This window comes from Novipirellula artificiosorum (assembly GCF_007860135.1).
GTDB lineage: Bacteria > Planctomycetota > Planctomycetia > Pirellulales > Pirellulaceae > Novipirellula_A > Novipirellula_A artificiosorum.
In genome coordinates this window covers 713,874-729,996 of sequence record NZ_SJPV01000003.1, presented here as the reverse complement: position 1 = coordinate 729,996, position 16,123 = coordinate 713,874, and the positions used below count along the sequence as shown (strand labels likewise).

Sequence of the window (16,123 nt, the reverse complement as noted above, 5' to 3'; positions counted from 1 at the left end):
TAAGGTGCATCTGGCGCTGATGGGTTGGCGATTGATCTTGATTTAAGCACCAATACCAATAACCGATTCGTCCGCCAGATGCATTTCCTTTATTGAAAAATTGTGTGTTCGAGCCCCTTCCGCCTCGCCTTCGCTTCGGCCCGCACCGCGATCAGGGGCCGAAGCGAAGGCGAGGCGGAAAGGGGAGCCCCCATTCTGCTGAGCCCGAGCCAAGGTCAAGAACTCAACGACTTGCACCCACTAATTCCGTGGGAGAGCCAGATTTGGTTTGGCCTCCATAGCTCATGCCGCTTAACGTGCAAGCTGATACGATCGCGACGTTGTTTAAGAAATCTCTTCGATTCGTTTTTGGCATGGCTCGTTCCTTGTTCAGTCTCAGTTGAGGGCTGGGGGGCAGATCTGAAGACCTGCCCGCAACGGCACTACCACATGCTGCGCATTGGATATGCGTTCATACTGGTCACGCCTACAGGGCCGCCCTCAACTCGAAGACCCAAGGACGACTGAGTTTCGTGCAGTTGCGTTGAAAAATTCAGCATATTCTATTTCCCTTCTTTGATCCCTCTGCAGTTTTGCGTGCGAACAGGTGTTGCCGTCTTACTGGGCATCGCTTCACGCAGGTTTCGAAAAGTGCCATTGCTACTGAGCCGTTGAGAAATCCCACTGGACCATTTTCTCGTCCTGGGACTTCCAGCTGATCGAGCGGATGTCGAGACCGTCACTGGCTGGTACATGCAGGCGGAGCAAGGCACTTCTTCCTTCGACTGGCACCTGCACGGTGATGTCCTGCCAGGTTGTCGATTCAGAGATGTCGAAGCCGACCGTCTGGCCGGTTGCAGGAAACTCTGCCTGTTCTTGGGTTCGCCACTGAACGCGTCCCGTTCCGCTCTTGCCATCGACGCCCCGAGCTTGCAGATGCAGCGTGATCGGCCCCTCAAATTGCACTTGAGCCGTTCCTAGGAACGGTTGCCCTCCTTGGGGAACCACGCGGATGCCGCCCTCGATCGGATCGATCCGGCATTGCTTGGCGACCAGCCCACTAGTTGGACTCTTGGGATTCGTAGTCGCGGTTGTTCTTTGTTGAAAGTCTGGGTTGGGTTTCGGGGGAAGTCCTCCGGTCTTCTCAAAGTGTGCATCAATGAGCTTGCCAAGCTCGGCCACTTTCTCCGGCATCTCGGCAGCGAGATTCCTGGATTCACCGAGGTCGTCCTTGAGATTGAATAGTTCGACGAGACCTTCGTACTGGTCCGGTCTACGGGTGTAGCGTCGGATGAGTTTCCAATCGCCGACGCGCACCGAGATACCCCCGCCGTGATACGGGAAATAGGTCACGCTCGTTCGCTGGTTCCCTCCGGCGCCCTCTGTGAGAACCTTCGCAAAGGACTCCCCATCGATGATGTGGTTGTCAGGTTCAGGTTGGCCGGTCAGTTCAAGCAGGGTGGGATAGAGGTCGATATTATTGACGACGGCATCGCTAACGCTGCCAGCCGGAATGTGTTCGGGCCACCGTACCATCAGTGGAACACGTTCGCCGCCTTCATAGAGATCCGATTTGCCGCCCCGCAAACCGAGATTCTTCGTCGGATGCTGAAGGCCCGCGAAATCGTTGTAGATCTTTGTGTAGCCGTAAGTTTTGCTCTTTGGATTGGCCATCTTTCGCTTTTGTTCGCTCGCCCCCATGCTTTTCACGTTGCCTCCGTTGTCGGAGAAGAAAACGACAATGGTGTTGTCGGCGATACCGAGCTGGTCAAGTGCGGTCATCACTCGTCCGAAGTTGTCATCCATGGTCTTCAGCATGGCCCCGTAGACCGGGTTCGTATGACCATCAGGCTTTGACTCTTTTTTGGCGAACTTCTGGATAAGATCCAGTTTCGCTTCCCAGGGGCCGTGGCAGTCATACATCCAAAGGTTCAGATAAAACGGTTCGTCTTGATGTTCGGTGATGTACTTGATGGCCTCCGTGCCGAGCCGGTCGTCGATGTGTTCACCCTCTGGCCCGTCAACAATATTACCGACACAATGATCGCCACTTGGCTTTCCGTCAGGGTGGATCCCGTGCGGTGAGAAATAGGTACTTGCAGGAGGTCCAGTATCAGGTGCAGAGTGAAATGTGAACTCAAAGCCGTGCTGGCCCGGCCAATGCTCCTGAGTCAGTCCGAGGTGCCATTTGCCCATGTGAGCGGTGCGGTAGCCGGCGCCGAGGAAGGCCTCGGCCAGTGTCGTCGCGTCAGGATTCAGGTAAGTGCGGCTCTTGGTGAGCAGGTATTCATCTTGGCTTGTGGCAGGCTGATAAACCTGTTTTCCCCAAGGCTCCGGCTCAACGTGTCCGTGGGCGGAAAGGATACCGTGACGAGATTCTTCTTGCCCCGTCATGATAGAGGCCCGACTGGGAGAGCAGAGCGGATGCGCGTAGGCGTTGGTGAAACGCATCGCCTGTTTGGCAAAAGCATCGATGTTCGGCGTCTCGTAGTATTCGCTGCCAAAGACACCCCCGTCGGTCCAGCCCATGTCATCGACCAGAAAGAGAATGATGTTCGGTGGTCGTCCCGGTTCGGCATTTGCCCTGGCTGACAGGCAAGCAAGGCCAACAATGGGCAAGAGGAGCAAGGCGTAACGAAGTCTCATAGGTTTTCTCTCTTTAACAGGCTTGTATGTAATGAATAGAAAAACGGTCGGTTATGCAATTTGATCCTCCCACCGGCAGAAGGACACGCGACCGGATCAATTCGGGATCACTTCACTGGGCCACTTTCCAGATAGCTTCTTCGGATATGGAAAACGATCCCATGGTCTTCCGTTCCAAATAATTGACCAATCGCTCGAACTCGGCCGACTCATCGTCACTTGGACTTTCGGTTAGAAAAATCGGCCATTTCGGTTGGCCCCAGAATGTTTCTTCGTATTGCTCGCCTTCGCGTTCAACAAGTAGCAGACCGGAAGTGTTGTCGTTTCCGATCTCTCCAAACAGGATGTCAATTTGCACTGGACCCCGCTCCAGCTCAATCCACTCACCGCAGGCGAAACCGGCCGACGCAATCAAACATGGAAAAGCAGGATTGTTAGAGAGCGAAACTCCGCGCTCCTTGAATGAAGAGTTGCGCATTGATCCTTCGAAGACAGGTCTTCCGCAGTCGCAACACCGCACGAAACAAGAAAGGCGATGCATGGACTCAACCAACAAAATAGTACAGAGCCAAGTCGCCTGAAGTGACTCTTGTTCAAGATTGTAACCCAATGCGTAGTGGACGATGCGAGAGGTCATTGGAAAGTCGCTATCGAATTATTGGCTGGTTTCATACCGGCTACGATCCGGTTCTGGTCTACCGGCGTTCCCCAAGCACTTGTCGGATCGCCTCGAGACGTGATTTATCTGGAAAGCCTTTCGCATCCCGCGTTGGGGCCAACCATCCACCTTCATCGTACTCATTCCACGCGTAGATGATGACAGCGTTCGCCTCGCAGATGTCTCGATGTTGGTCCACGAATTGCAACGCCTCATCTAGATGCGATGCAATCTCGTCGGGTGTCGCTTTCGAAGGGAATACCGATTGTTTGTGGTAATCGCCATCTACTTCCCATGAAACGGGATTGTCCTGCCGAGTTCTCTTGTCCCATCCCGTCGTTACCAACGGAATGTACGGTGCCTTGTGATTCACAGCGTTTTCCCAGAGTTGAGTTTTGACTGAGTTCGCGAGATCGACGAAAGCAGGAGACGAGTTGGATTTGGCGTAACTCGAGACGGCGTCAAATCCGAGGGGAATTGCTTTCTTTACATCGGCGGCAGGATGCCAACCCATGAAAACGTAGTAAGGATTCAACTCCCGCTCACGGGCTAACGCAATAAACTCTTGAAGCCGTCTTTTCGGCAGTCCTTTGGACGAGAACACATAAACCAAGGGACGATTGCCAAGCACCGTTTGGTACCCCGGCTCCTGCAACAGTGCGATAGCTCGCTTTCGTTCGCGAAGCCAAGCGGCTTCGGGCAAGTCTAAAGTGTTTTTCAGGATCAAGCAAAATCGAAGCTTGCTGCGTCTTGAACTCCCAAGATATTGCCCCAATGCGGTGCTCATCGTGGAGGACTCTGGGTAGAGCAAAAATGCCCAGTAGTCCAGTCCTGCATCTGCCGCGTAATCAATCTCCTGATCCATGACCGTCTGGTCGCCGCCATCGATTGAAACAACGCCGTCCTTGCCTATGTTCGCAAACCAAGGCAGACGCGATTGATACTTGAGTGGGCTCAGTGATCGCTCGACCTGCTGGGTAATACTGCCACCGGTCCAAGCGTCCCAGCGAATCGCTCCAACGATCGGTTTCTCATCCGCAGAAACCAACATGCTCCACAACGACAGAATGAATAGTGCAAGAACCCGAGTAGTCATAATTATGCTCTCTGTTTGGTCACTAGAAACAATTTGCAAGCGATTCTCATGGTCGCCTTCCAACGGATGTGCCATCACGAAACCCTTGCACGCCGGTCAGTCAACGGAGTTCGTGCTCCGCGTCTTTTTATTGTGTATTTCCGAATCCAAGAATACTGACCTTACCGCTTCTAGATACCCGTAGCCGTATGTTCGGCAGGGCTGTAAATAACTGGTCTCGGTCCACTCGTTCCAGCTATTGATTGTGATCAGCGGGGTCTGGTCAGGATGCTGGTCCACAAACTCCTTCGCCCTTTCGAGGGCTTGCTTGAAGCGTGCCGGCGTGTTGTCTTTGATCACAGGACCGATTTCATTGATCTTCCTCGGGCTATTGTCCCAGCCTATCGAGACGTGCGGATGGTAATTGGCGTTGCTGGTGCGATCCACCTCGTTCCAAATCCGAACAACGTCCGGAATGATTTCTTTGTACTCGCGGTCCACATTGGTCATGTGAACAAACTGGTAGTGCGTGAGCGAATCAAATCCGAAGTCTTCGATCAATTGATCCTGGTTTCCGAGTTTTCCGCCATCGACACCCGTCAACTGATGCCCACCTCCCTTGCGAAGCGTCGCCTGCAACTCGATATCAGGAAAGCCAGCGTCCTTTGCCGTCGACCGAAACCACTTCATCGCATCGACGGTTTCTTCAATGCCGCCCAGTCCCGCGACTAGGTTGGCAAGATCGTAGATCATCACGACCGGCTTGCCGTCGATCTTGTAATAGGAAGGGTGATGAAAGTACTGGTCAATCCAGCGGTTGACCACGATTTCAAACTCTTCGCGATCAATGCCGCCTTTCCAGACGATCGATTTATTCTTCTTCGTCGAAACGTCATCCGCGTTCCGTCGATCCCACATCAATTTCGCATCATGATTGGCCCACATCACATAAAACTTGACGCGATCGTTGTTGCGAGCCTTAAGGTAACCTTCGTTAAGACATCCCTCGAGGAAAGGTAACCGGTCGTACCAGTACCAGTCGAAGATGAAAACGTTCACGCCATGGTCGGCCGCCGCGTCGATTTGCATTTCCATGACATAAGGATCCGCCTCGTTGGTGTATCCCCAGATCGGGACCCTTGGGTGTTGATGCCCCGGGAATTTTGCCTTGCTCTTCATCACCGTTTCCCATTCGCCGATACCGTCCGGCCAAAACATCCTGGCTCGATCATCGGGATGATACGATGGCCAAACGTAGGCGGCCACGTCGTACTTTTGGACCGGATTCTCATCGGACTTGTTTTTTTCTAATGACCGGTCCTGGGCTATGACGTGAGAGCCAAACAGACCTAATACGAGCACAGCAATGGTGAAGGGACGAAGGCAATTCATCGGTATGGTCGTGGTCCAGATTGAGAAGTCAGAGTTGCAACAAAATGTACAGAAATATAGACAGACTGAGAGAACCTCATGCTTCCACATCGGCGGCTTAGAGGACGAAGCCGAACCGTGGCGAACTCGGATGCAGCATTTCTCGGATCACTCCGGCGTCGCTTCATCGGCCACTTTCCAAATAGCTTCTTCGGATACGGAAAATGCTCCCATGATCCTTGGTTCCAAATGATTGAGCAACCGCTCAAACTCAGCCGACTCTTCAACGCTTGGTTTTGCGGTCAGGAAGATAGGCCATTTCGGTTGGCCCCAGAACGTTTCTTCGTACTGCTCGCCTTCGCGCTCAACAAGCAACAGGCCGGTCGTGCCGTTGCCTGAGATCTCTCCAAACATGACGTCAAGTTGCACTGGCTCATGCTCCAGATCGATCCAGTCGCTACGTGCGAAACCGGCTGACGCAACCAGACAGGGGTAAGCGGGGTTGTTGGAGCGGGGTATCCCAAGTTCCTTGAACGAAGAATTTCGCCGCGATCCTTCAAAGACGGGCTTTCCATCGATCGCAACGAGCAAGTGATTGTCGGCGTAGCCCCAGAATCGATATCGTCCTGAACGAGGTGGAACAACCCGACCGTGGTACCATTTCACCCAGCCACCTTCCAAAGCATAGGGGGTCAGCCCCGCATGTTCAGGAAACTGGTGAAAGGCTCCCGCGATACCGCGAAAACTCAGTTGCTTACCTTGCTTGAATGCCTCCAAGCAATCGCGGTCTCGGAAGCCGGATTGGATCAGCGGCGAAAGACCGCGGGCGATGAAGTCTTTCCAAGGAACGTGATTTTCGATTTCATTCGACCCGTCATACCCGAGGATCATTCCTTGCAATGAGCCAGCGCCGGGATTGGTTGAAAGGAGAGAAAGCTCAGGAATCGCCCTGGTCAAATCGTCTTCTAGTTGTCCTTGTGATTTAAGATCGCCCTTTTGATCGAACCTGGCGAAGTCGCCCTCATGCATTAAATCCGCTGGCGTGTCATGGTGAGCGCTCACCGAAATTTCCCCGTCGAGCACGAGTACCTCAGAGCCACTCGCGCTCGCTGAGACAACAAAGCTGGTCCCTAAGTCGACGAATTTTCTTTGAGCTGTATCGACCACAAACCCGACGCCTTGCGGCGGAACAACGAGCTTGACCTGTCCTTCGAGCAGTGAAACACGTTGGTCGCTGTCGAGCATTAACTTGAGTGGCGCCGTCGCGATCACATGCACGCCTGTTTCGCGAAACGCAAGCTCGATCAAACCTTTTGGCATCACCAACTCGTCGCCGGGGTACAGCTCGGTCCCGCTTGCAACGATGCCGTCCTTTCCAACGCTGCTTTGTCCTTCGACTCGAATGACTCTGGCGATACCACGCTCGACCTGCGCGGCTTGCTGTTCAGGTGTGCGAAACCAGCCGAATGCACCAAAGATCAACGAGGCGGCAAGGGCACTCAAGGTCAGCCACAATGGAATCGGCCGCTTCGTGATTCGCGAAACAGACTCGCGTTTGGTCGGCGTGCCTATCGCGTCATCGGCCACGATTTGCTGCCACTTCGCGTCGATTGTCGCCAGCGAACGCAGCGTGGCTCGCGCGTCAGCGCTACTGCGCAGCAAGTTCTCTAGCTGACCGAGCTCCTCGGGAGTGATGGCACCATCGAGGTATCGGTGCAGCAGGCTGAGCTTGTCGTCGTTCATGATTGAGCTCCCGGGAGAGTACTTTCCATGCATCGATATAACTCCTTGCGGATTCGTGAAAGGAGTTGGTAGAGCGAGCCTTCGGTTCGCTTCAACCGCGCAGCCAACTCACGAATCGTTGTGTCCTTCGCGTACGCCGCCAGCGCCAGTTCGCGACGCTCACGCGGTAGCTTCGCGATACAGTGATCCAGCGCTTTGAGTTGTTGCTGCCGCAACAGCAATTCATCAGCGCCTTCTTCTGCCAAGAGTCCAACGATATCCTCGGCGAGTACCAGGCGATCCCGTGCGAATCGCCGCCGCGCCGAAAGCAATTCATAGCGGGCGATCAGACAGGCCCACGCACCGAAGGCGGAATGGTCATCGAGCGTCGAAAACTTACGCAGGGCGGCAACGCTGACCTCCTGCATCACGTCGTCCACTTCCTGCGCCTTCGGGCAGCACGATCGCACGAACGCGCGCAGGCTCGGCTCGTGCAGCGTCCAAAGCCGCAGGAAGGTCTCATGCGGATCAGGACGTTCGTTTTGCCGGTCGGAATCTGTTGCCATTATTGGTCCTCAACTGTACGCTACCGACGACCGCAGAATCTAACGCAGAAATCTAAAAAAACTCTTGGAATTCCGATAAAGTTGTTCTGCCGGAGGCGACTTCCACCGTGTGAGAACGACGGCATCGCGATGGCGTTTTTCTTGTCAGTATCTGGTAGGGCCGGTTCCACCGGCCAGAATAGGTCCACGATGAAATTTACTGTTTGCGACCTGCGGTTAACACATACGCCACGATTCGCTCTAGAGAGGCGGCCAGTGGGAACCGGCCTTACTTGCCTGCCCGAACAAAAAAATCCCGGTCGTACTGTAATCAACACGATCAGGTCCGGACACTGCGCCCAGCAGGCTCAGCTTTTGCGCCGCAGTGAATGAGGGCGCATCGGAAGGGAGGTCTGTGTAGAAAAACAGAACACACTTCTGTTTTAACAGTTCATCTTGGATGTGCTTAACGGAAACGTCTCTGAGTTCCTGCTGATTGTCGATCGCCAAGGCGGCGGCAACCCCCGCGGCCTGTCCCAGGGAGGACCATACAGGCTCCATCCGCACGCTGCACATGGCAACGTGCGTCGAGGAAATCCCCACAGGAAAAAGTATGCCGTTGTGCTGTTCGGGCACCAGTGTGCCGTAGGGTACTTAGTAGGGCCCCGTGGCATCATGCAAGTGAAGCGTTCCTTCTGCGGCACCTTCTCCGTAGCGAGGCTCCTTTCGTCCATTGGGACCTTGAACACGGTGCGCATCGATAAATTCCTGCGCACGACGGGCAATAAAACGATCCTCGCTATCAGCCAGCTTCGAAACCATGTCGCACACCTCCGGCACGCCGCCGGCATGTTTTTGCAGTAGTGCGAACGCCGCATCGAGATCGCCGTAGCCGGGAATGACCTCCAACTGCTTCGCTAGCTCGATCCATACAACCGGGGCAGGATTCGGCAGTTTTTCAAAATAGCTGAGAATGAGATCGGAAGAGCCGCCGTTCTGGCCGATCAGGCCGACCAACCGGCTAAAAATCGCTGAAGTATCTCCAGCAGATTGGGTCAACAGTTTCAGTGCCGACTCGCAATTGGAGCGGCCACTGTTTTCGAGGACATGGAAACAGGCTTCATGGTGCCGCGGATCTTGCAATCCGTTTTCTTCGAGCTGTTCCAATGAAAAAGTAACCAACGAGGCTTCATCGGATGTAAGTCCGTGCAGGAGATAATCATCATCCACCCTTGCCACGGTCTTGGCATGCAGCCGGTCAACAATACTGCCGTTCACCCAATGCCACAGCGCCCACGAAGTGTAGGCCGCCTTATCCACCACGGCATCCTTGACCGATGGCGGGGTCGCAGACGTGATGCCGTCGACGTCCATAAGATAGCGGTCGGCGGGCTTGATCAAAAAATAGTCCAGCGGATAGGTGCCAAGGATCGACCGCTTGTCCTTGAGGATCTGATCAAGCCGATCATAGTCAGACTCCGTAAAAGGCTTATGATCGCCCTTGGTCAAAGGCGCACCCTCGTCATAGTCCAATCGGGAATAGTTTCCAAACGCATCCCAGAACAGGGTGGCCTGCAGGGGTTTACAGGTCCCGTCGAGACAGACTCCGGTGGTGAGCGGCATCTGGTACTCAAAAGGAAAGCCATGGGCATCCAGAATCAGCTCCACCTTAAAAGAAATCGCCGGCGCATCCGGTTTCACGGGATCATGCAATGGAATTCGATACTCCACCCGTTCCTGGCCACACGCCATTCCGCCCATCAAGAGCGCAACCACGAGCATACTTTGTCCGTATAAATTTATAATCCGCCGCTTCATCGTTATCCCATTAACAGTGGTGCGGCGTCGGGATAGACGCGCAGCTCCACAACGCGAGCCGTTTCGGCTCCATTGGTGGCTTCGACAGTCAGACGCACCTTGTCCGCGAGAACCTGTCTAAATTGGTGCCGACGAAAACGCTGGAAATTGTCGCGTTCGCGGACAACACGCTGCCATTTTCCGTTCACGCGGCACTCCAACGTATAGTCACGCACACACTCTTCAGGCACCCGATTCGTGCGCTGCGTGGGCATGGAAACGGTCAGGTCCGTGTCAAACACGCACTGGATAGCGCCGACTTTTGACGGCTTTTCCAGTGTCAGCTCGATCGATTGAGGCAGTGACTGTTTCGAGTCAGACTCCCAGGTATTCGTTTTGCCATCCAGTGTCGGGCGGGCAATGCCGTTAACCACATTGTCCGCAGTACTCGGGCCGCTGGTGGCGGTCACCTTGGCACCGAGCGCGAGATCCGCCGGATCGCGATTCGGAATGCCCGGTACATACTGGTCGTTTTTAAGCAACAGCTGCTGCAGCTCGGTCATGTGCTCCTGATACACCCCGCGCGGTGTCGTTTGATGCTTCAATGCTACTCCGGCAGCCGTTCCGGCCGCCTGTCCGGTCACCGCACAGGACGCTTGAATACGCACCGTTCCCAGCGCTAAATGCGTAGCACTGGCGCAGCGACCCGCCATCAATAAATTATCGATGTTACGTGAATACAGGCAACGGTAGGGAATCTGCCCAATTGGAATATGGGTATCAATGGTGAAAGGGCCTTCCGTGGAAAGAATACCGAGATGATGGTGCACATCCAAAGTCCAACCGGTATGAGCGATCACATCATCGAACTGTCGATTTTCAATCGCGTCATTGGCGTTGAGCACCAGATCGCCCATCAACCGGCGGCTCTCGCGTTTTCCGGCCATAAAGCCGACATAATCCAGGCTGTACTTAGCCAGTCGTTTCCGCTCTTCCCAATGATTCTTGAAATAATCCCACATGGTGTAGTTCACCCGGATCAACTCATCCCGGGCAAATTCCGGATCCCACAGATCGTCGACATCGCCGGGATGCTCATACCACCAGGTGCCATTCACTGCCCAGCTCGTCATGCGTCGATACATGCCTTCCTGCGAGCCGCCTCCCATGCGGCCATTCAACCATTCTTCCGGTAAATCATAGATCCACGGCGGCGGGGTGTAGGCTTGCGGGGTCTCATGCTTACGGCTTTGATGAAACGTCACTTTGCGCATATCACGACGACCCGCGCGCAGACAGGCGCTCATGGTAATGTTGTCTGCTTCTTCGGGGGCGCCCTCTTCCTGATATTCGCTGAAGGCTTCGCGACCGACGCGTTCATCGGCCCCGGCATGGTGCCCCAACCAGGCATCGCCGGTGCAATCGATAAACATTTTTCCAGATAGTGATTTGCGCTCTCCGGTCAGCGTATCAACGAGAATCACTTCCGTGATACGCGCGCCCTTTTTCTTGACCCCTTCGAGCCAGAAATTTTCATGCAAATCGAGCTGCGGCTCGGCATCGGCCAGCGTTTTGAAGGGACGCGACATCGTGACGCTATACCCTTGTTTCGTCAGTTGCTCCTCCGTCATCCCATACAGCTCGATTCGTCCGGCCTCTTCGATGATGCCTGTTTCGCGCACCGGCTTCCCGGGATGTTTTTTCGCGGCGCCCTGCACCGGAACACCAATCTCGGCACTGGAGTTGCCACCCAGCACCGGACGATTGGAAACCAGAGCGGTCTTGGCGCCTGTGCGGGCCGCTGCAATGGCCGCCGGACCGCCGGACGGGCCACCGCCCACCACAATCACATCATAGCTGCCGCCACGTTTGATTTCATTGGAAACACCGCTCAACCGGGCACGCTCATTTTTAAACGCTTCGATTTTGACAGGCGGCTGATAATTCAAATCGCGCGTCAGAATAATGGAGGAGCAGCGCCCAAAGATGCCAGTTTTGTCCTGCAGCGTCAGCAGCGCAGCGCCTGACAGCTCATGCACGCCGCCGTCCTGCCAAATCCAGCCCTTCTCCTTCTGTGCACCGAAGGTTTTGCCGGAATCCGTGCCATTAACCGCTACGCCGAAGGTGCCCGGTGCATGTTCCGGAATCCAGTTGCGGCTGCGAATCCAAAGGCGGTATTCACCGGGCTTCACCGCCTTCAGCTTCAAGGTCGCATCCGACACCGTCTTGCTGGTGCCGTGGGCAATTAAATAGGAGGACCCCATAAAACCGACATGTTGGGTGTCGAGCGCCCACCCCCCATAATCCTGAAAATCAGCCGCATCAGCCCACAGAAATCCGGGCACCGCTTCGCGGATCACGCGCGGCTTTTTACGGAACGGGATGCAGTTATTGAATTCACCTCCGGACACGTCAATCGGATCATATGTAAGCGCCCACCCCGAACCGGCCACAAAAGAAAAACCAATCGCCCCAGCTTTTACAAAATCACGTCTGTTCAACATAATGCATCTCCATTTCGAAAAAGTTCAGTCTCAAAGATTAAGACGCCTAAAGTGGCACACTCTCGGGAAACAGCCCGACCCTCAGGTTTTCGATCCTGACCAATGGGTTCTGCACTTTAGGGGTTCGTCTGTCAGTTTGCGGTTGATATTGCTACGAAATATGCCCTCAGAGAAATTGGAGGTTCTCACACCACACCAACACTAGAAAGGGCCAAGGATGGCACAGCGGGCTTCGTCGCGATGCAAAGTTGTTTGACCTTCCCGTGAACACACCTGATCGACGCGGCCGGCCTCGCAAGTATGGCAAGAATCGAATCAGCTCGGCCAAGCTTGCTGGTCACCGGCAGGGCTGGCAAACGATCCGGTACCATTGCCGTGGTGTACCTGCGGAAGGCCTTTGAAAGACTTCCTTGGCAACCAGTCATGTCGCTGGGGGCGAGGTGCGAGTGGTCTTGCTCCGACACGCTGGCGGCACTTGGGCGGCGTGCATCAGCACGGACACATCGTTGAGCGTGGAAGCGATTTTGAAAATCGTTTCGGGTCGCTGGTCGATTGAGGAACACTTTGATGATGTTAAAGAGATTTGGGGTGTGGGCGAGCAACAAGTCCGCAATGTGTGGTCAGGCGTCGGTTGCTGGAACCTGTGCGGCTGGCTCTACGCGTTGGTGGAGTTTGAGTGTTGGGACGAAGCGAGTGAGTGTTTGGTTGATCGTAGCGACCGTCCTTGGGACAATCCTCTGAGGCGTCCTTCGCACAACGACCGTCGCCGTAGGATTGCTCGTGAAATGCTGAGCGAAACACTTTTGGGCGACCTGACGACCGCGCCGCAGAATAAAAATTCCGACACCGATTCCTTGTATGACGATCGCCTAAAGTGCAGTCGGTCAGGCTCACGCACCAAAGGCGAATTGGTCATCGAGCGTCGAAAACGTTTGCAGAGCGGCGACGCCGACCTCATGCACCACGTCATCCACTTCATGTGCCTTGTGGGCAGGACGATCGCACAACCGTGCAGACTGGGCTTGTACAGCGTCCAAAGCCGCAGGAAGGTCTCATGCGGATCAGGACGTTCGTTTTGACGATCGGAATCTGTTGCCATAGTTGCTCCTTTCCCCGCTAGCTACCGACGCCCAAAGAATCTAACGCGGAATTCTTTATTTTTGTCGGAATGCCGACGCGGAGTGAACGGTCGTTGCAGAGCTTCAGTGTCTTTTTCTACACCATCATCACTCGATTGTGATCTTCCTGCGGAACATGAGGTCATACTCGTGATCGGGGCCCTTTCGAGGGAAGTAGATGAAGAAGTCCTCGTCGACAGTGTGGCAATCGTCCGAGGGACCGTCAAAGTCGACGAAGGCGGAGTAGGGCTGGATCGCGCCGTTATTGTTGCGGATCTCGTCGATCGTTGTCTCATGTAACCAGTTCACGCCATCGGTGGAAGCGAACAGGAACAGTTTGCCCGCGGCGTGGGTCTGGACGGCGAGCAGGTACTTTCCGAGCGGAACGCAGTAGGCGGCGTCGGCGTGAAGGTCCTCGCCACCGACGATGCGCGGAATGATGTCATCGCCCGGCTTGCCGGACAGGCCAGGCGTCTCCCACTTGCCGTCGGCGTACTTGTGCCAAGTCGTCACCTTGTGTTGGGCGGCCGCCCGGATAACCGTGTCGAGTTTGGCTCGGGCAACGCAGTGGACCTTAGTGCCCCGACCACGCGTGGCTGCGGGAATCGCATCGTTGAAGTAGACGTAGATATACTCGCCTCGCAAGATATAGGCACCTCCGCCCACATTCTGGCGGTCATCGGCCGGGCGAACGATTTCACCGCAGTAAGTCCACGTCGCCCCGCCGTCGGTCGAGTAGCCAAGCCCCAGCGCGAATCGTTGTTCCTTCCTCTCAATACGTTTACCAACCCCCGCATTGAGTTCGGCGTGAGTGATCGCCAGGATATCGCCGCCCGGACATTGGTACATGCCGAGAATCCAGATTCCTTCTTCGGCCAGATCACCGTAGTAGCCGTTGTAGTCCCAGAACTCGTCTTCGGTCTTGCTGGCGACATGACACTTCAGCGGGTCGTCTGGCGTGCCTTTGTGCCAGGAATGGCGACTCCTTCGCGTCTCGCTGGTTTGGAGTCGGCAGCCAAAGGAATGGAAGAAGTGCATCTCGCCGTCCTTGCGAATCGTCGAGAGACTCCCGTCGTAGCGGATCGGGATCTCATCCTCGGTATACATCAGCTTCAGTTCGCCCAGCTTGAGTTCCTGTGCCTGAAGCGATGCGGCAGTGATCAGTTGTATGATCGCGAGTGAAACGAGTACGCCAATCTTGGTCTTCATTTTCTGTTTCCTAGTTACCGTCGGCTTGTTCTCTATGCCGGGATTTCCCATTTGGGTCGCGTCTGGAACCGCTCCGGGCGTATATCGCTCCCTATCTTAACAGCGCGCGCATTGTCTAACGCATGGCGAAACGTCTGGGAGCAGGTCTATCATCGCTTCATGCAGCACTTCTTGTACTTCTTGCCGGACCCGCAAGGGCAGGATTCGTTTCTTCTGGGGGCGGCCGGTCTGGTGTCGGCTGGTCGGGCCGAGCGCGTAGGTTGGAGGCGCGGCGCCGCCTGGGCCTGGCGTTTGAACTGGTCGATGACGTTGTAATCGCTGACCGGGCGGCCCATGCGGAGGCAGTCGGCCATCTTCTCGAACACCGGCCCGGAGTGCTCGAAAAACATCTTGTAGCCTTCGCAGAGGTAGTGCAGGCCCGATTGGCCGTCAGGGGTGGTCTTGATACGGTCTTTCGGGCACTCCCCGTTGCAGAACCGCAGGTACTTGCACCGCTTGCAGTAGCCGGGCAGCTTGCGGGACTTGTCCAGTCCGAAGCCGGTCTGGAAGTCGCCGTCGACCATGTCGGTGACCGAGGTTTCCATCACATTACCCAGCCGGTTTTCGGCGAAGACCCAGTGGTCGCAGGAGTAGAGGTCGCCGTTGTGTTCCATCGCCGTCGACCGGCCGCACGTTTCGGCGTGGACGCATAGCGGCGCGGGGTAGCCCATGGTAATCGCAAGGCTGGTGTCGAATTGCTGGACGAACACCCGACCGACGTCGTTGCGTTGCAGCCAGCGGTCGAAGACACCGTTGAGGAACCGCCCGAACTGCTCAGACTGGACCGAGCGGTTCGAGACATTGCCCTTCCGGTCGTGCTCGACGATGGGGATGAACTGCAGGAAGGTAACGCCTTCATCGGCCAGGAAATCGTAAACCTCGCGCGGGTGGTCGGCGTTGTCGCTATGCACGACGGTCAGGACGTTGTACTCCACCTCGTGCCGCTTGAGCACGTCCATCCCCGCCATGACCTTCTCGAACGTGCCGCGCCCCTGGACGTCCAGCCGGTAGCGGTTGTGCAGTTCGGCGGGGCCGTCGATGCTCAGCCCGACCAGGAACTTCTCGTCGTGGAGGAACTTGCCCCACTCGTCGTCCAACAGCGTTCCGTTGGTCTGCAACCCGTTAATGACCTCCAGGTCCGGCCGCGCATATTTCGTCTGTAGCTCGACCACCCGGCGGAAGAAGTCCACGCCCATCAGCGTCGGCTCGCCCCCCTGCCAGCCGAAGCCAAGCTGTTCGGTCCCCGGCGGCTGAGCGGCGATATACTGCCTGATGGTCTCCTCGAGCACCTCATCGGACATCCGGTACTGCTCGCCGTCGTCGAACATCTCGGTCTTGGTCAGATAGAAGCAATACTCACACCGCAAGTTACAGATCGGCCCAATCGGCTTGATCAGGATGTGAAACGGGCTCCGCGCGTGTTGGATCGAGTTAACGGTATTCATCATTTGCAAGCCGTT

The 16,123-nt window shown here is 55.5% G+C and carries 11 protein-coding genes and 1 pseudogene; 1 reads left to right on the top strand and 11 read right to left on the bottom strand.

Annotated elements, in window-relative coordinates; all coding sequences use genetic code 11:
* Positions 1 to 639: 639 nt before the first annotated feature.
* The 9 genes and pseudogenes from Poly41_RS12530 to Poly41_RS12490 all read right to left on the bottom strand — a co-directional run bounded on the left by Poly41_RS12530 (position 640) and on the right by Poly41_RS12490 (position 12,297).
* The gene (locus tag Poly41_RS12530; protein WP_146526495.1) at positions 640 to 2,625 is read right to left on the bottom strand and encodes a sulfatase; all 1,986 of its coding nucleotides are present in this window, start codon (positions 2,623 to 2,625) and stop codon (positions 640 to 642) included.
* Between the two features lie 112 nt (positions 2,626 to 2,737).
* Positions 2,738 to 2,983, bottom strand: a complete 246-nt coding sequence (locus Poly41_RS12525) for a hypothetical protein (RefSeq protein ID WP_146526494.1) — start codon at positions 2,981 to 2,983, stop codon at positions 2,738 to 2,740.
* Between the two features lie 337 nt (positions 2,984 to 3,320).
* Positions 3,321 to 4,379 carry a glycoside hydrolase family 99-like domain-containing protein gene (locus Poly41_RS12520; protein WP_197231267.1) on the bottom strand — a complete coding sequence of 353 codons (1,059 nt, stop codon included), beginning with the start codon at positions 4,377 to 4,379 and terminating at the stop codon, positions 3,321 to 3,323.
* Between the two features lie 96 nt (positions 4,380 to 4,475).
* The gene (locus Poly41_RS12515) at positions 4,476 to 5,750 is read right to left on the bottom strand and encodes a glycosyltransferase WbsX family protein (protein ID WP_146526492.1); all 1,275 of its coding nucleotides are present in this window, start codon (positions 5,748 to 5,750) and stop codon (positions 4,476 to 4,478) included.
* Positions 5,751 to 5,897: 147 nt separating this feature from the next.
* A complete protein-coding gene (locus tag Poly41_RS12510; protein ID WP_197231266.1) occupies positions 5,898 to 7,472 on the bottom strand; it encodes a FecR domain-containing protein in 1,575 nt (524 codons plus the stop codon).
* Entirely contained in the window at positions 7,469 to 8,017 is a 549-nt protein-coding gene (locus tag Poly41_RS12505; RefSeq protein ID WP_146526490.1) for a sigma-70 family RNA polymerase sigma factor, read from the bottom strand. The genes Poly41_RS12510 and Poly41_RS12505 overlap by 4 nt, the downstream gene beginning before the upstream one ends.
* A 240-nt stretch (positions 8,018 to 8,257) precedes the next feature.
* Positions 8,258 to 8,638 (bottom strand): annotated as a pseudogene (locus Poly41_RS12500) (FAD-dependent oxidoreductase); the annotation flags it as partial.
* A gap of 12 nt (positions 8,639 to 8,650) precedes the next feature.
* Positions 8,651 to 9,814 (bottom strand): hypothetical protein, encoded by a 1,164-nt coding sequence (locus Poly41_RS12495; protein ID WP_146526488.1) that lies wholly within the window; start codon positions 9,812 to 9,814, stop codon positions 8,651 to 8,653.
* Between the two features lie 2 nt (positions 9,815 to 9,816).
* Positions 9,817 to 12,297 carry an FAD-dependent oxidoreductase gene (locus Poly41_RS12490; RefSeq protein ID WP_146526487.1) on the bottom strand — a complete coding sequence of 827 codons (2,481 nt, stop codon included), beginning with the start codon at positions 12,295 to 12,297 and terminating at the stop codon, positions 9,817 to 9,819.
* Positions 12,298 to 12,707: 410 nt separating this feature from the next.
* On the opposite strand from Poly41_RS12490, the gene Poly41_RS12485 reads away from it, so the two are divergent.
* The gene (locus Poly41_RS12485; RefSeq protein ID WP_146526486.1) at positions 12,708 to 13,376 is read left to right on the top strand and encodes a hypothetical protein; all 669 of its coding nucleotides are present in this window, start codon (positions 12,708 to 12,710) and stop codon (positions 13,374 to 13,376) included.
* A 147-nt stretch (positions 13,377 to 13,523) separates the two neighbouring features.
* Here Poly41_RS12485 and Poly41_RS12480 read toward each other — a convergent pair whose 3' ends face one another.
* The gene (locus tag Poly41_RS12480; RefSeq protein WP_146526485.1) at positions 13,524 to 14,624 is read right to left on the bottom strand and encodes a DUF4185 domain-containing protein; all 1,101 of its coding nucleotides are present in this window, start codon (positions 14,622 to 14,624) and stop codon (positions 13,524 to 13,526) included.
* Positions 14,625 to 14,773: 149 nt separating this feature from the next.
* Positions 14,774 to 16,111: an anaerobic sulfatase maturase gene (locus tag Poly41_RS12475; RefSeq protein WP_197231277.1), complete on the bottom strand. Its 1,338-nt coding sequence runs from the start codon at positions 16,109 to 16,111 to the stop codon at positions 14,774 to 14,776.
* Positions 16,112 to 16,123 lie beyond the last annotated feature (12 nt).

What these genes read in the sequence shown, in the direction of transcription:
- Poly41_RS12530 (WP_146526495.1), bottom strand. Translation starts at nt 2,625, where the DNA reads ATGAGACTTCGTTACGCCTTGCTCCTCTTGCCCATTGTTGGCCTTGCT.
- Poly41_RS12520 (WP_197231267.1), bottom strand. Translation starts at nt 4,379, where the DNA reads ATGACTACTCGGGTTCTTGCACTATTCATTCTGTCGTTGTGGAGCATG.
- Poly41_RS12515 (WP_146526492.1), bottom strand. Translation starts at nt 5,750, where the DNA reads ATGAATTGCCTTCGTCCCTTCACCATTGCTGTGCTCGTATTAGGTCTG.
- Poly41_RS12510 (WP_197231266.1), bottom strand. Translation starts at nt 7,472, where the DNA reads ATGAACGACGACAAGCTCAGCCTGCTGCACCGATACCTCGATGGTGCC.
- Poly41_RS12505 (WP_146526490.1), bottom strand. Translation starts at nt 8,017, where the DNA reads ATGGCAACAGATTCCGACCGGCAAAACGAACGTCCTGATCCGCATGAG.
- Poly41_RS12495 (WP_146526488.1), bottom strand. Translation starts at nt 9,814, where the DNA reads ATGAAGCGGCGGATTATAAATTTATACGGACAAAGTATGCTCGTGGTT.
- Poly41_RS12490 (WP_146526487.1), bottom strand. Translation starts at nt 12,297, where the DNA reads ATGTTGAACAGACGTGATTTTGTAAAAGCTGGGGCGATTGGTTTTTCT.
- Poly41_RS12480 (WP_146526485.1), bottom strand. Translation starts at nt 14,624, where the DNA reads ATGAAGACCAAGATTGGCGTACTCGTTTCACTCGCGATCATACAACTG.
- Poly41_RS12475 (WP_197231277.1), bottom strand. Translation starts at nt 16,111, where the DNA reads ATGATGAATACCGTTAACTCGATCCAACACGCGCGGAGCCCGTTTCAC.